General features: G+C 42.6%; 13 protein-coding genes. 7 read left to right on the top strand and 6 right to left on the bottom strand.

Annotation, left to right across the window (positions count from 1 at the left end; all coding sequences use genetic code 11):
• The first annotated feature begins 126 nt into the window (after nucleotides 1-126).
• Complete coding sequence (locus ACYVAA_RS13470; RefSeq protein WP_460542528.1) at nucleotides 127-1,572, top strand: MBOAT family O-acyltransferase; 1,446 nt, start codon at nucleotides 127-129, stop codon at nucleotides 1,570-1,572.
• A 94-nt stretch (nucleotides 1,573-1,666) separates the two neighbouring features.
• Entirely contained in the window at nucleotides 1,667-2,653 is a 987-nt protein-coding gene (locus ACYVAA_RS13475) for a hypothetical protein (protein ID WP_460542530.1), read from the top strand.
• A 315-nt stretch (nucleotides 2,654-2,968) separates the two neighbouring features.
• Here ACYVAA_RS13475 and ACYVAA_RS13480 read toward each other — a convergent pair whose 3' ends face one another.
• Complete coding sequence (locus ACYVAA_RS13480; RefSeq protein WP_460542532.1) at nucleotides 2,969-3,574, bottom strand: YceI family protein; 606 nt, start codon at nucleotides 3,572-3,574, stop codon at nucleotides 2,969-2,971.
• Nucleotides 3,575-3,825: 251 nt separating this feature from the next.
• Nucleotides 3,826-5,466 carry a beta-N-acetylhexosaminidase gene (locus ACYVAA_RS13485; RefSeq protein WP_460542534.1) on the bottom strand — a complete coding sequence of 547 codons (1,641 nt, stop codon included), beginning with the start codon at nucleotides 5,464-5,466 and terminating at the stop codon, nucleotides 3,826-3,828.
• Nucleotides 5,467-5,982: 516 nt separating this feature from the next.
• On the opposite strand from ACYVAA_RS13485, the gene ACYVAA_RS13490 reads away from it, so the two are divergent.
• Nucleotides 5,983-6,498, top strand: a complete 516-nt coding sequence (locus ACYVAA_RS13490) for a hypothetical protein (RefSeq protein WP_460542536.1) — start codon at nucleotides 5,983-5,985, stop codon at nucleotides 6,496-6,498.
• A 159-nt stretch (nucleotides 6,499-6,657) separates the two neighbouring features.
• On the opposite strand, the gene ACYVAA_RS13495 is transcribed toward ACYVAA_RS13490, so the two are convergent.
• Nucleotides 6,658-7,470, bottom strand: coding sequence for an alpha/beta hydrolase (locus tag ACYVAA_RS13495; protein WP_460542538.1), 813 nt, complete (start codon nucleotides 7,468-7,470; stop codon nucleotides 6,658-6,660).
• Nucleotides 7,471-7,624: 154 nt separating this feature from the next.
• Nucleotides 7,625-8,809, bottom strand: coding sequence for an MFS transporter (locus ACYVAA_RS13500; RefSeq protein WP_460542540.1), 1,185 nt, complete (start codon nucleotides 8,807-8,809; stop codon nucleotides 7,625-7,627).
• A gap of 327 nt (nucleotides 8,810-9,136) precedes the next feature.
• Here ACYVAA_RS13500 and ACYVAA_RS13505 point away from each other — a divergent pair, with 327 nt between their 5' ends.
• Complete coding sequence (locus tag ACYVAA_RS13505) at nucleotides 9,137-10,630, top strand: pyruvate kinase (RefSeq protein WP_460542542.1); 1,494 nt, start codon at nucleotides 9,137-9,139, stop codon at nucleotides 10,628-10,630.
• A gap of 113 nt (nucleotides 10,631-10,743) precedes the next feature.
• On the top strand, nucleotides 10,744-11,040 hold the full coding sequence (locus ACYVAA_RS13510; RefSeq protein ID WP_460542544.1) for an Rdx family protein: 297 nt from the start codon (nucleotides 10,744-10,746) through the stop codon (nucleotides 11,038-11,040).
• Nucleotides 11,041-11,345: 305 nt separating this feature from the next.
• Here the strand turns inward: ACYVAA_RS13510 and ACYVAA_RS13515 are convergent, their stop codons facing one another.
• Nucleotides 11,346-11,912 (bottom strand): DUF4256 domain-containing protein, encoded by a 567-nt coding sequence (locus ACYVAA_RS13515; protein ID WP_460542546.1) that lies wholly within the window; start codon nucleotides 11,910-11,912, stop codon nucleotides 11,346-11,348.
• Nucleotides 11,913-12,505: 593 nt separating this feature from the next.
• Nucleotides 12,506-13,099, bottom strand: coding sequence for a sigma-70 family RNA polymerase sigma factor (locus ACYVAA_RS13520; RefSeq protein WP_460542548.1), 594 nt, complete (start codon nucleotides 13,097-13,099; stop codon nucleotides 12,506-12,508).
• A 200-nt stretch (nucleotides 13,100-13,299) separates the two neighbouring features.
• On the opposite strand from ACYVAA_RS13520, the gene ACYVAA_RS13525 reads away from it, so the two are divergent.
• The gene (locus tag ACYVAA_RS13525; RefSeq protein ID WP_460542550.1) at nucleotides 13,300-14,349 is read left to right on the top strand and encodes a transporter; all 1,050 of its coding nucleotides are present in this window, start codon (nucleotides 13,300-13,302) and stop codon (nucleotides 14,347-14,349) included.
• On the top strand, nucleotides 14,346-15,416 hold the full coding sequence (locus tag ACYVAA_RS13530) for a DUF3179 domain-containing protein (RefSeq protein WP_460542552.1): 1,071 nt from the start codon (nucleotides 14,346-14,348) through the stop codon (nucleotides 15,414-15,416). The genes ACYVAA_RS13525 and ACYVAA_RS13530 overlap by 4 nt, the downstream gene beginning before the upstream one ends.
• The last annotated feature ends 527 nt before the right edge of the window (nucleotides 15,417-15,943 follow it).

The following is a 15,943-nucleotide window of genomic DNA, read 5'->3' on the forward strand; positions in this document are numbered from 1 at the left end:
TTTTTTAGTTATATTTATTACTTGTTGTGCTAATAGCCAATGGTGCCTGTTAAGTAAGTTAACAGTTGATGGAATAAGATAATTGAATAGAATTGGATTGAATCACCTAACCTTTAATGAAATTTTATGCTGTTTAATTCATTTGAATTTTTGATTTTCTTGCCACTGGTCTTTCTGGTCTATTGGTTTGTGTTTCAAAAGTATTTGAAGGCCCAAAATGCTTTTTTGCTGTTGGCGAGCTATGTGTTTTATGGTTGGTGGGATTGGCGTTTTCTAGGCTTGATAGCCATAAGTTCCTTTGTCGATTTTTTTTGTGGGCTACAAATCGGAAAAGCTGAGCAATCTAAAAGGAAAAAACAGTTTTATTTAGGCCTAAGCCTAGCGGTAAATTTAGGCCTTTTAGGTTTTTTTAAATACTTCAATTTCTTTATTGGCTCAACCATTGAAATGATGAATGCCATAGGATTTCAGGCCAATCCTTATTCACTGAGCCTGATATTACCCGTGGGTATTAGTTTTTACACGTTTCAGACCATGAGTTATACCATTGACGTGTACAAAGAGAAACTAAAGCCTGCTAAGGATATTATTGCATTTTTTGCTTATGTAAGCTTTTTCCCTCAGTTAGTAGCAGGCCCCATTGAAAGGGCGACCCAGCTTTTGCCGCAGTTTTATAAGAAAAGGGCGTTTACTTATAGCGAAGGCATGGAGGGGATGCGGCAGATCCTTTGGGGTTTGTTCAAAAAAATGGTGATTGCGGATAACTGTGCAATGTTTGTCGACCAGGTGTTTTCCAATCCTGCCGACCAAAGTGGCAGCAGTTTAATCTTGGGCGCCATCTTTTTCAGTTTTCAGATTTACGGGGATTTTTCCGGGTATTCTGACATTGCTATAGGAACGGCGAAACTTTTCGGTTTTGATTTGATGCGAAATTTTGCCTATCCCTATTTTTCACGGGATGTAGCGGAATTCTGGAGGCGCTGGCATATCTCCCTATCCACCTGGTTCAGGGATTATGTCTATATCCCTTTGGGAGGAAGTAAAAAAGGTCCTGGCAGAAACATGGGTAATGTTTTTATCATATTTCTTGTTTCTGGGCTATGGCATGGAGCCAATTGGACCTTTCTTTTCTGGGGAGGCTTAAATGCACTTTATTTTCTTCCCTTGCTCCTGAGAAACACCAACAGGGATAATTTGGAGATAGTCGCCAAGGGGAGGAATTGGCCCAGTTTAAAAGAACTGGGGCAGGTACTGTTTACTTTTGCTTTAATGACTTTGACATGGGTGTTTTTCCGTTCCCCGGATATGCAGAGTGCTTGGGCCTATCTCATGGGCATATTTTCTCCAGACCTCTTTTCCATACCTAATTTGGACAAACGCACCTATTTGTTGTTGGCATTGATAGGGTTCTTTGTATTGGTGGAATGGAGGGGAAGAGAAAGTGATTTTGCAATTCAGCGAATGGGGCTCTTCAGGCCCGCTGTCTTAAGGTATGGGTTTTATTATAGTTTAATCATCATCATCTTTTTGTTGGCTACTGACGAACAGGAATTTATTTATTTTCAGTTTTAAGAAGTTGTCAAAAATATCACTTGGATTAGGTCTCTGAGGTAATTGGATTTAACTTGCTTGGGCAGAACTTTTCAAATAGCAGGTTATTATTTGAATGATTAACATTGTACCCTATCAGCAGACACGTAAAAAGGAGTGGGAAGCATTGATTCAAAATGCCTCCAACAGTACTTTTCTGCATTCTAGAGATTTTATGGATTATCATCAGGACAGGTTTGAAGATTGCTCCTTGATGGCCTATCTAAATAATAAGTTGGTGGCAGTATTGCCAGCAAATCTTGCCAAAAATCAGGTACACTCTCACCAGGGACTTACCTATGGTGGAATCTTAGTGGATAGGTCACTGTCTACTTCTGCGGTCATGTGCCTTACTGCTGAATTTTTGGAATTTTACAATAAAAGAAACCTTAACACCCTTTTTTTAAAATTGGCTCCTTCCATCTATGGATTGCCCGGACAGGAGGTTTTTGAGTATATAATGTTTGTTTTGGGAGCGGTGGTATTTCGGACGGATTTGACCTACGCTTTAACCATGCCTTTCGATGGTTCAGTACTGTCCAAAAGAAGAATCAGAGGGATTAAGAAAGGGGAGCAGAATGGGGTTGTCGTAAAGAAAACTGATGATTATGAGCCATTTTGGAAGGAAGTGCTTTGTCCAAATTTGATGGATCGCCATGGTGTCTCTCCGGTTCACGATAAGGAAGAAATAGCTTTTCTTCATAAAAATAACCCCGGAGCAATTCATCAATATGAGGCTTTTTACCAAGATCAGTTGGTTGCCGGAATTACAGTTTTTGAAACAGAAAAGGTGGCACATACCCAGTACATCGCTTCCACCACTAAGGGGAGGGAAGTAGGTGCTTTGGACGTTTTGGTGAAGAAACTGGTGATGGAAGAATTTGCGCACAAAGCATATTTGAATTTTGGGATTGTCAATGAAAAGGAGGGTACTTGTATCAACAAGGGCTTGATGGAGTGGAAAGAGAGTTTTGGGGCTAAGCCCTATGCACATAAGTTTTACCGGATAGCTACCGGGAATTTTGGAAAACTTTATGAAGTGGCAGGTAAAAGCAGTTTTTGAAATACGATTATCCTAAATTGCACCATTAAATTTATTTCTCGCGGATTCCACAGATCTACCTGGCGTCAGACAGGATTACATGGAATTAAAAATCTTTTCTGTGGGCTTCTGTGCATTCTCCGCCTCGGCGGACAAGTTGTGAGAGATGGTTTGCTAATTTAGAGCTACTGGTGTCTTCGCGGATAAGCATAAAAGACTATCAAATATTGTTTAATCCTTCCTTGTAAACCATGTTAGATTGTGAGAAGGCATGGTATATAAAAAACAGTGGTTCGGCGATTTCCACCGAACCACTAAAGTTAGTAGAGTGCTGGTTTAATTCATTTTTCGGTTAAGTTCCATGGGGATGTTTATGCGTACTTCATCGCCTACGACCAGTGTAGCGGCCCAATCCCCAACACCCACGCCGTATTCTGTTCGGTCCAAAGAGGTGTCTATTCTGATCCCTAGAATGATCGTATCCTCCATCATTGGATGCTCCATTTCTCCGGTTACCTGAAAGGGAATGACAACATCTTTCGTGGTGTTTTTAATGGTTAATTTGCCATGTGCCACATATTCTTTTTTGGATTTTTGTTTTACTTTGGTGGAAACAAACTTGATTTCAGGATATTCTTCCACGTTGAAGAAGTCTTCAGAGCGCAAATGCCGGTCGCGTTTTTCATTGTCCGTATCGATGCTGGCTACATCGATGGTGAATGAAAATTCTCCGGCTTCTGGATTTTTGGGATCGAATTTAAAGGAGCCTTCATAATCATGGAATTTTCCTTTGACCTCATTGAAGAAATGGTTGACGCCAAAATTAACAGAGGTGTGTGCTCTGTCCATTGTCCAATGGTGCGCCTCCTGTGCCTGAGCCATAAGAATGGGCAGGACCAATAGCATGACAGTGAATCCGAATTTTTGAAGTTTTGTTATCATGGCTTGAGAATTTTAGTGAGTAATGGTTTATAAGATTATACGGGATTTTGTAAGAAATTGGGTGTAGTGGCTTATTTTCTAAACGAAATCCCCTTATCGTGCGTTTAAACTTTTCTTTAAAGCCTAAGCTTTTGCCATTTGGACTACCGAGGATCAGCATGAGCATAAGCAAAAAGAGCTCTCCAATTTGGAGAGCTCTTTTTGCTTAAACGGCACTTGGAAGAAGGACCGTATTATTGATGGTCTGAGGACTACTGCTCAAGCACTTTTGCATAATTAATGCCTAGCTCATCCCACTGCAGCTGGAGGCCTTTTAAGGCCGTTTTGAAGCTGTCAAAGTCCTTATTTTCTTTAGTTGTCCAGCCTACTTCCGCAAAGGCGGCAATTCGAGGAAAGGTTTGGTACTCGATTTCCCGATAGGTGGGGGTCCATTCGCTCCACATCTGGCAGCCAAGCCCGTAGACGTTTTGGTGGAATTTGGGTGCCAGCCCTTCTGGAATAGGGTCAAAATTATAGGCTTTTTCCAGGTCAATACTTTTATAGCTGTAGTCCAGATAAGTTCTACTGTGCAGGGAATTGACGATACCGTAACCTTTTTCAGCTGCCTGTGTGGCGAGCTCCGGATTTCCTTTCCAGAAGTGAACGACCACATTTTTGGCCAAGGCTGTTTCAGCCTTTTGGTCGTCCTTTTTTTCTTCAAAGTCGGTGTGGATATTGATTCCCATGATTTCATTCCATCCCATCATTCGCCTGTCCTTGGATTCAATGAACTTTGAAATCTTATTGGTGAAGTCTATCTGAAGGTCGGCGGGAGTTTTTAGCCCTTTTTCCTTCATGTATTTTTGAACGTGGACCGATTCTTCCCAGACTTTATATCCTACTTCATCCCCACCGATGTGGATTACCTCAGAAGGGAAAAGCTGCATGATTTCATCGAGTACATCTTTGACAAATTGCTCTACCTCAGGCTTGGTGACATCATAATTGTCGTAATGGCGGCCAAACTTTACGGGAACATCAATTTCCTTTCCGGCAGTGCCCAACCAGGTATAAGCGGCAATGGCCGCGCTGGAATGTCCGGGCATTTCAAACTCGGGTACTATCGTGATGTTTCTTTCAGATGCATAGGCCACGATATCCTTTATTTGTTCTTGGGTATAATAGCCTCCATGTGGTTCACCGGAAGTCTCACCACTTCCCCAAGTCCCGATTTCCGAGTTGGTTCTTTTGGAACCTATTTCGGTCAGCAAGGGATATTTTTTGATCTCTATTCTCCAGCCAGCATCATCGGTCAGATGCCAATGGAAAATATTCATTTTAAGCTGGGCCATTTGATCCAGTAGCTTTTTTACAAATTCTTCCCCATGAAAATAACGGGCCTCATCAAGCATATAAGCCCTCCATTGAAAACGGGGCTTGTCTTTGATTTCCAGACTTGGTACCAACCATTGGCTGTTTTCTGCCATTGGCTGCACTGTTATCAGTTGTTTTAAGGTTTGTATCCCGTAAAACCATCCTCCTTTATCGCCGGCAGTGATGGTGATCTGCGATGGATCAACTTGCAGGTGATAGGCTTCGGGTTCCATTTCTGAGGAGTGTTCGAAGCGAACATCAGCGCTTTTGTCTTCCACAAGCTCAGCCTGTATTCCCGTTGATTTTTTGACCATCTCTATTAAAAAACTGGCGGCTTTTTGCTGTTGCTCCTCACTGATCGAAACGGTCATGTTTTCATCCAGGATCATGGAATGTTCACCTAGTTGAACGGATTCGGGTTTGGGGAGTAAGGAGATCTCTGATGGAGAAAAACTCCTTCCTTTTTCGGAACAGCTAAAAATCACTAAGGAAAGAAGAAAGATCCCTAAAAGTAAATGGTTATTTAAAGTATGTTTCATGTTTTATAATTTTTGACTGTATAAAGATAATAAAAAGAAAATTTTTATTTTCGAAATGATTCTTTTTTTCGGTTGTATAGGGGCTGCTGTAGGATAGCAGTTTTAAGTTTTTGAGTGTAAAAGAGCCTGGTTGTTGAAAGGAATCCGGTGTCGATAATCGGGAGAAAAAGAACTTCTAAAGGTGAAGGAATGGAAGTTTATTTCGGCAGGCTCACTTCGGCAGGCTCGCTTCGGCAGGTTCACTTCGACAAGCTCAGTGACCCAGTGACCCAGTGACCGATTGAGTAAGTGACCAAGTGGTCCAGTGCCTCAGTGATTTACAGGGATTACAGGCGGGGTGTCCTGTGGGTAGTATCTTTGGCCATTGCGGATCAAAAAAAACAAGGAAGTCTTTTCTTATAATCATGTTTTATTTTTTTTAAATTAATAAAAATGTATTATGTATATAAATAAATGGTTTTCAAATAATTTTAGTATATTCGTTGAAGTTTTATTTAAACCCTAATCATTTACGCTATGAAATTTTTAAAAATCACGTTTTTCTTGGTTGCTGTAGGATTGTTGTTTTCATGCAAAGAAGAGGAAACCCCACTGGTCAATGATGGTATCGCAGGAGTTTGGAAAGTCAGCGGAATTGAATATTCAGGAGTTACCACTGCAATCATAGAAGGAGAAGAGTTGAAGAATACCTATCGGGGAGTTGGTTCGGATATGAATTTAACCCTTCAGATGAAGGAATCACCTAATGAGTATGTATCCAGCGGTGGATATACGATTACACTTTACCTAGATTACGCAGGGCAGGAGATGGACATTCCAGTGGTCATTGATGGGTTTATGGGGAGAGGTATTTGGCGTTTGGATGGTGATGTTTTGACGGTAACCCAAGCTGATCAAACAGTTCAATCGTGCAAAATAGTGAGTTTGGAGGAAGAAGAATTGGTGATTGACTTTTCAGAAAGTATCGTGCAGAATTACATGGGGGTTGTGGTCAATAATATCATTGATGGAACGGTCCATTTTAAGCGCTAGTGCCGTAGCTGGTTTTATTTTTGTTCAGGCAATCATTTAAGGGCTATTTATCTACTTCTATGGGCCACAGGAGGGCTCAAGGCTGTTGATATGGCTTCCGAGGCAGATGCTACAGTTTTTGGTTTTGAATGGAAGCTGCAAAATGAACGAAATCAAGAACTAATGTTCATTGGCTATTCGCTTTACCTCATTGAGCAAAAGGGGAAAGGCAGGGGCGGTCATATTATGGCCGTAACCGTCCATCTCATACAATTGGGTGTTTTTATGACCTGCGACTTTCATCATACGCATCATATAGGCATTTTCCTCGTACCTGCCAAGAAGCTCGAGTTCACGGTCTCCCGTTATCAGGAGTAAAGGAGGAGCGTCCGGACGCACGAAGAAAAGCGGCGCCATGTCATCGATGACCGGTTGTGTGCCATCAATGCCTCTTTCCTCTCTGATGGTAAAATGGGTAATCATATGGCCACTGAAGGGAATCAACCCCGCTATATCATCGGCATCTATCCCATATTTTGACAGGTAGCTTTTGTCCATACCGACCATGGCCGCAAGGTAACCCCCTGCGGAATGTCCTGAGATAAATATTTTGGAAGGGGAGCCCCCATAATCTTTGATATTTTTAACTACCCAGGCCACAGCAGCCGCAGCGTCCTCTACATAAGAGGGGGATTTGACATGCGGATGCAGCCGGTAGTTAACCCCTATGACAGCAACTCCCTGTTCTTTTAGGGCTGCCGGTATTTCTTTTTGTCCGCCGCTCAATCCTCCTCCATGAAACCATACGATGGTGGCAAAATCCTCTTTTTCTGCTGGGTAGTAGAGGTCCAATACACAGCGTTCTTCCATGTATTGGTCCAATCGCTGTTCGTTCTCGTAATAGGCAATGTTTTCCTGTATTTTATAAGAAATACCTTGGGAGAAAGTGAGCATGGGTAAGAGGGCCAGCAGCAATAGCAAGACTTTTTTCATAGAGAGTCAGTGTTAGTATAGAAAAAACAAAAGGTGAAAATAACCGTTTTTCTTAATTTTTACTACATATGCAGGAAAGGGACTGTGTATCTGTGCAGCCCCTACCTGTCTTGCCTTGCCCTTTAGGCTTTCATGGATGATGATTAACTATCAATCAGGAGAAAGTGGGTTCCAGTTCTTTTTCTTGTTTAGCGTTTCTCTTTCTCACTAGAATGATGCCCAATGCAAACAAAATACCTACGCTGGCAATTCCTGCGCCTACCCAATCAGCAGAGGTGTATCCATATCCCATTGCAATGGGAAGGCCTGCTAAATAAGCCCCCAGAGCATTACCAATGTTAAACGAGCTTTGGTTGAGGGAGGAGCCAAGGGTTTCTCCCCCTTTGGATGCCTTGATAATGACCATCTGAGCGGGAGTCACGATACAGAAAGAGCCTGCTCCAATCAGGAAGGTCATGATTAAAACGGCTGTTTTGTCATAGGCCAGGAAAGTATTGGCAGCCAACATCAACGAGATTAGGGTCAAGGTGATGATGACGGCGTAAATAGGCGAGAACTTTTCAGCCATTTTTGCGCCTATGAAATTGCCAAAAACCATCCCAAGACCAGCCAACACCATCGCATAAGGGACAACACTCTCAGGGTGTCCGGCTACTTCAGTGATCAAAGGGGCAATATAACTGTACCAGGCAAAGAAGCCTCCTGTACCTATGGCGGTCAGCAAAATGGTCAACCAAAGTTCTAAACGCCTAAAAATCCTGAATTCCTTAAGTATACTGGAATCCGCCGGTTTTTTAAGGCTTGGCATCCATAGCTTCAGGGTCAACATGGTCAATAAGCCAATAATCCCTGCCAACAAAAATGCTATGCTCCAGTTAAAGTGTTTCCCCAGGAAGGTGGCCATGGGCACTCCAAGCAGGTTGGCTATGGTCAGCCCCCCAAACATAACGGAGATGGCCTGCGCCTCTTTTCCCTTTTTAGCCAGCTTTCCAGCTACTACAGCTCCAATGCCAAAGAAGGCCCCATGGGGCAAACCAGCTAAAAATCTCAACAAAATAAAGGAAGTATAACCGGTGGCAAAAGCGGAAAGGGTATTGAAAATGGTGAACCAGACCATCAGACCGAACAACATCTTATGGGAGGGCCATCTGCTTCCTAAGCTGGTCAGGAGTGGGGCTCCTACCACCACACCCAAGGCATAAGCGGAAATGAAGTGTCCAGCCTCTGGGATGGTGATGTCAAATGCCATGGCAATTTCCGGCAGAATACCCATAATGACAAATTCTGTCAAGCCAATGCCGAAACCTCCAATGGCCAAAGATAGCAGTGCTTTTTTCATAGTAAAAAAACAGTAAGTACAGTTTAGGGATAATAGGTTAAGTGGTATCAATAAATAATGGAATGAAAAAGTTCGTTTTCTCGAAGAAAATATAGAGAAAATTAAAATTATTGCAATTAATAATTCCTTTGATAAATGATTGAATAACCAAGGGAGGTGTGGTGTGGGGATAAGTACTTATCCCTATAAATACGCCTAAGACTTAAAAAGATGGTTCAGGAATAAATAAATGGGCGGTCTGACAACCTATTTGATATTGCTTCGATTAAAGTAATAATGAGCAAGTTTTCAACGGTCTGCTCCTACAGCTACTAAAATATCGGGTCCATGAATACAGTAAAAGTTCAACTCATAATTGATCAGGTAGAAGAGATTCTCAAAAAACTGGGGAAGGACCAGAGAAAGTATGCACATGTGCTGTCAGCAATCCACCCTTACCATCTGAAGAGTGCCACTAATCTGATCAATTACCATTCCCTAAGGTCTTTTGATCTAAGGGATTTGCAAAGAAAGCTGGGCTATCTCGGCATGTCCCGGTTGGCACGGGCAGAAGCCCATATTGAGGCCAGTTTGAAAACCACCCGTTTTTATTTGTACCAACTCATTGGAAAGAAGAGGGCTTGGCCTTCTAGCCAGACGATTTCCATAAAAAAGAGCGAAAAGCAATTGTTGAAAAATAGTAACAGGCTTTTTGGGGATCCTCCCGCAAACCGCCGCCAGCGCATCATGGTGACCATGCCTGCGAGTTCGGCAGATGATTATGAGTTGGTAGAGCAGATGATCCAAACAGGGATGAAAATAGCACGCATCAATTGCGCCCATGAGACAAAGGAGGATTGGCGGAATATCATTCTTCATATTAGGGCTGCCGATCAAAAACTCGGTAAAAAAACGGTTGTTGCAATGGATATCGGCGGGCCCAAGATCCGTACCGGGGAAATGGAGAAATCCGTTGTCCTGCACGAGGGAGATGTGATTCACCTTTCCAAAACTCCTGTAATCGGCAAAGCACCTGAGTATACTAAGGAAGGTAGGCTGCTTGGCCCCATGGTTATTTCATGTACCTTGCCTGAAGTGTTCGATTATATTGAGGCTGGAGATCCGGTCTTTTTTGATGATGGCGTGATCAAGGGAAGGATAGTGTCGGTTCAGGAGACCTTTGCCGAGGTCAAAATACTATGGACAGGTCAGGGCAGTGCCAAACTAAAAGCAGATAAGGGTATCAATTTTCCTGAATCAAATTTATCGATCCGTGGGCTGACCAAAACGGACAGGGATAACCTACCGTTTATTGCCGAATATGCAGATATTGTAAATTTTTCATTTGTAAATACAGCCGAAGATGTCCGTGAAATGCATCAGGCTTTGTCTGATTTGGGCGTATTGGATAAAATGGGGATCATTTACAAAATTGAAACCCAGGCAGCCTATAATAATTTGATACAGATACTATTGGAAGCGATGAAAGCCCCCAAAGTAGGGGTGATGATAGCCCGGGGGGATCTTGCCATAGAGGCAGGCTGGGAGCAAATGGGAAACATACAAAAAGAGATGCTTGCCATTTGCAATGCCTGCCACGTGCCTATTGTTTGGGCTACCCAAGTGCTGGAGAAATTGGCCAAAAAAGGACTGCCCAGCAGGTCGGAGATTACCGATGCCGTCAATGCCACCAAAGCAGAATGCATTATGCTCAACAAAGGGCCTCACATTGTGAAAGCCATCGAACTATTGGATCAGATCATTGTGGATGCTGAACAATACCAACACAAAAATGCTCCGGTGCTTTCTCCGTTGAAAAAACTCAAGAGAAACATGAGATAGCATGATGATGCGGGATTACTGACCAGCAAATCCCATTTTAAAGTATATCTTGTGTTTTGGAAGGAGAGGTAGAGGTTTGTTTTATATGTTTGTAGTAATTAAGTAGAAAAAATATGAACGAAGCCGAAAACAACAATCAAATAGAAATTTGGTATTGCACCCAATGTCGTTGGATGTTAAGGGCTACCTGGATGGCCCAGGAACTGTTGACTACCTTTGATGGAGAGATTGCGCAGCTGACCCTTAGGCCAGGGACAGGAGGAATATTTGAAATCAGGGCCAATGGTAAACTGGTTTGGTCAAGGAAAGAAGCAGGAAGGTTTCCCGAGATCACCGAACTGAAGCAAGTTGTCAGGGATGTAATCGCACCGGACAAAAGCCTAGGGCATTCTGATAAGAAAAAGGAGTAGTTTTTCGTTTCTAACGGTTATTGATCGGTGAACTAAGAATTTGTTATTGGGGAATGGAATTATTATGTTTTTGGTGGATAGCGCTTTTTTTAGCTAATAAAATGCAACCACCATGGGGATAAAAACCCCGTTAAAGAACAACGAAATTGTCCCTGTCTCAGGATTGCAAATACTTTTGGATTGGAAGGTCGGGATTTTAAATCCCGACCAGCTCGTATTTAACTGTTTAGGCAGCTGCCCCGCTGTGGGGGACAGGGATGTCTGTTTAACTGCTTAAGACAACACTTGGTATACACTTCAGGAAATTATACTTTTAAACAGCCTCTAAATCCTCTGGCAGCATAATATGATTCGGCACCATTATGATAGAGAAAAACATGGTCAAAGCGGCGGTCACAAAATAGGGCCCCTCCTAACTCTCTGATTTTTGCCGGGGTTTTTACCCAGCTGGAGGTTTTCAAGTCAAAGTTTCCCACTTGCTGTAGTCTACGGTATTGCTCTTCGGTTAGCAATTCAATCCCCATCTCTTGTGCCAAGTCCATTGCGCTGTTTTTCGGAGGATGTGCCTTTCTGGATTCAAGGGCCTTCCTGTCATAGCAAAGGCTTCTTCTTCCTTTTGGACTTTCAGCGGAACAGTCATAAAAAGTGTATTCACCTGTTTTTTCATCAAATTCAATCACATCAGGCTCCCCTTCGGTACTTTCCATTTCTTGGAGGGACCATAGCTTGTCAGAAGCGGCCTCCAATCTGACTAGCACTTCTTCCCAATTCATGCCCATATGGCGATGCATGTGCTTTTCAAAACGGATTTTAAGTATGCTTAAAAGTGCTGCGCATTGCTCTGAGGATAGTTCTTTATGCTTGATTTTCATGTGTTTAGTTTACCCGTCAGGGCTCTATTATGTTAAAAATAATTGTAAAATGACTTTCCCACACCAGCAATCGGATATTTTTGGTGTTTGATTAGGTCCGTTAGAGATCAGGTCCTGACCTTATGAAAAATCATAATGCTAGTTACATTTTTAAATAATTTAGTCCAAGAAAATCATATGCCAGGATACCGATAATTCCAGCAGGCACAGCGCGTTTTCGATTTATCGTTTTTATAACTTTATCTGTTTCGATCCAAACTTCAAAACCTTTGAGCGAAATAGGCGATCAACCTGTACATGCCCGGCAAACCTAAAGTTTTTCTAAGTTTTTGAGGATTTTGGATTTACACTCGATTGAGAGGCTATGGTCGGGGGATTTATCTTGAGAGATCCAATTTTCAAGGGCACGTTTTAATTGCCAGCTTTGCCACTGATAAGCCCGACAAGCCTTACACATGGACAAATGAAAATTAAGCTGGATTTTTTCCGCAAAGGTGAGTGTGACCAATTCCCTTTTTTCAATCAGCTCAGTGGCTTTAATGCAGGGGAGAAAGAGGTAGTTCATTATCTGTCTCATAGAAAGGCGGATAGTTTTATGAATCTTTTTCAAACCATTTTAGCTCGATGCATTTTTTTAATAAAAGCATCGAACGGTGTGTGATCTGCCAAAAATTAGACAGACTGATACCCAGCTCCTGACAGATTTCCCTACTATTTCTTTCAGATAAATACTTCATGGTCACCACTTTTTGCCAGTGCAAGGGTAAATCATCCATACAGATGTCCATGATATGCTTAAATTCAGGGTTGTCCAGGAGGTTTCCATGATCCTCCCAATGTGCCTCCCATCCGTTAACTGTCCAGTTGCCATATTTATCAAACAGCGCTGCAGTATTTAGAAAGACGGGGTCATTGGCAAGATTATGTTTCTCTGTTTCGGTTCGGACCGTTTTTCGGTAATGATCAATTATCTTGTTGTTCAGGATTTTAAACAACCAGGTTTTGGGGCTGCTTTTGCCCTGGAATGAGTTAAAATACTTAAAAGCAGATAAGAAGGTCTCCTGAACAAGGTCCTCGGCGATTTCGCGTTTTGCGGTTTTATGGTATGCCCATGAATACAGTTCATCCCCGTGAGTTTTCACCCATTCTTCTACCGTTCTTATTTTGTCCTTTTTTTTGATTTTCATTTCCAAAGAAATTTAATGCCGACAAGTCCCAAAATTACCTTGAAGCATTGTGTCTTTTTACTCTACAATACATCATACGGAAATTAGCAACAAACAGCCCGTAAAATTGTCAGGATGTGGCCGTTAGTAAGTCTATTTACTAGGATTGGAAAATGTTCCAGAACGGTAGGAACTATCCGGTCTGTCAAAGGCTGATGAAAATGAAAAAAGAAACCTGGCTGGGCAAAAGGCTTATAGCAAGCCTAAAAAGAGGTTTGGGATGCAGTTGCTGCTGTATGGTGCTACTTATGACTTTTTTTGTCCAAAATGCGGTCGGGCAGGCATGCTGTTCAGGAGGCGTACCGTTGTCGGGAGCCTTGGGCTTAGGTGCTGCTGATGGGGGGAATATTCAGTTTTTGTTCACTTATGATAGAAACGAACTGAAGGATTTGATGGACCAGGAGTCAATACTGAACGACGATACCAGGGAAAGAAGGACGGTGTCCCAGCTATTGGAAATCAACTATGGATTGAAAAATAGGCTTTCATTGGCCCTTGTACTGCCTTATGTACAGCAAGAAAGGATAGTAAAAGGCTTTCAAGGTGCTGATGAGGTCACTGTCACCAGAGGACTTGGGGACCTTTTGTTTCTGACAAAATATGAAATGGTCAATCCTAAAAGAAATTCGAGCTTCGAGTGGATCCTCGGCGGGGGAGTCAAAATGCCCACCGGAAGGACTAACTTCAAAAATAATAATGGACTGCCGCTCATCGCTGATATGCAACCGGGATCGGGTTCTTGGGATGGTATCCTTTGGAATTATTTTACTGTCCGAAAAGTCCTGTTTCCCCGTGCGAGCATCGTCAGCATCATGGTACTCAGGAAGTCAGGGACAAATAATTCCTATAATGAGAGCCAAGAGTACCGCTTCGGTGATGAGCTGATGGCCAATTTGGGGATTAGTTATAATTTTCTGTTGTACTGGCCAATTGATGTTTTTTTGTTCGGGAAATACCGTAGTCAAACAGAGGATAAACTTGATCAAACTATTTTTCCCAACTCTGGAGGCCGATTCGGATATCTTGTTCCAGGCTTCAACCTTAATTTCAATCCCAATTTTGCTTTCAGGGCATCCGCGGATTTTCCGGTCTATAGAAAGGTGAAGGGAACCCAACTGACTACCAGCAAAAGGCTGACTTTTTCACTTTTTTATAACCTCCAGTCCAAGAAAAATAAAATTCCAGCAAAATTTAAAATAGATGAATTATGAAAAGGTTATGGATAATGTTTGCGGTCATGGGGCTGCTGGCAACCAACTGTGCTGAGCAAAGCAGTTCCCCTGTAGGATCCGGTGGGGGGATATATAATCCAAACGACTGGCTGATTCCCTTGCATCAAGTATTTGACGGAGGCCCTGGGAAAGATGGTATCCCTGCCTTGAGCAATCCAAGCTTTATAGCTGCGGGAGCTGCAAGCTATTTGGAAGACCATGATTTGGTTTTGGGATTTGTTTCCGGTGAGGAGGCGAAGGCCTATCCCCATAGGATCCTAGACTGGCACGAAATAATAAATGACGACATAGGAGCTAATTCAGTAGCGGTAATTTATTGTCCCCTCACAGGCACAGGGATCGGTTGGGATAGAAATGTAGGAGGCAACAAAACCACCTTTGGGGTTTCAGGGTTGCTTTACAACAGCAATATTATTCCCTATGACAGGGGCTCTGATAGCAATTGGTCCCAAATGCTACTTCAGGCAGTGAACGGAACGCTGAAAGGCCAAAGTCCTGAAACTATCAACCTGGTGGAAACCACTTGGGCAACCTGGCGGGAAATGTACCCTGAGACTTTGGTGGCTTCAGTAAATACAGGCCATGACAGAAACTATGCTTTCTATCCGTATGGAGGTTATCGGGGAAATGAACAGATCCTTTTTCCGATCAGCAGGAATGATGATCGATTGCACCCCAAAGAACGCGTGCTTGGAGTGATCAAGGCTGGCACCGTACAGGCCTATAGTATTGAAAACTTTGGTGAGGAAAATACGATGATCAGGGATCTATTTGGTACCACAGCTCTGGTTATTGTGGGCAATAAAGCCAAAAATTTTATTGTTGCCTTTAACCGGGAATTGTCCGATGGTACATTGCTGGAATTTGACCTTGTCCATGATCAAGGGGCCGTCATCTTGACCGATCAAGAAGGGAATTTCTGGGATGTATTCGGTAGGGCTATACAAGGTCCCCGGCAAGGAGAGAGGCTTCAGTCCTTGCCCCAAATGATGGGATACTGGTTTACCTGGCCTGCATTTTATGAGGTCAGTCTTTATGGGCAGTAATAGTTCGGGATTTTTTTTAAAGGAAGGTCTACTTGGCGTCCCTTGGGTTTAGGGGGTGATGAAATTCCTATAGTTTAAAGATAATTACTTTCTTTATCTGGGCGGATTCAAGATGGAAGGAAAATTTTGCTTTTTTTGGGCTCATAGGTTCGCTGTCGTTACACCTTTGCTGTCTGGGCGTAACGGTGAAAATGGATGAAATAAGGAACTTCTAATTTTCCACTGCTTTGTCGACTTGGATTTGTCCGACAAACGAGTAATTTTGTTACTCGTGAGTAATTTTTTTACTCAATACAGCTAGGCCTTGTCATAAAGAAACAGTGGGGCTGACCGGGCGAAGCTGTGGAAATAGTTTTGAGAAGGGAGTGGGGAGTTTAGTGACTAATCCTTCGCAGACTTCCATCTCCTAAAGGGGCTATAGCGTGTAGAGAAAAGAGTAAAGAAGAAAGAGTAAAGATTGAAACGGGCATTTGGCTTTAGGCCTTTGACTTTAAATAAGAAAGAAGCGAGTAGGTAACTGTCAAATA

This window comes from Echinicola sediminis, from assembly GCF_054777495.1.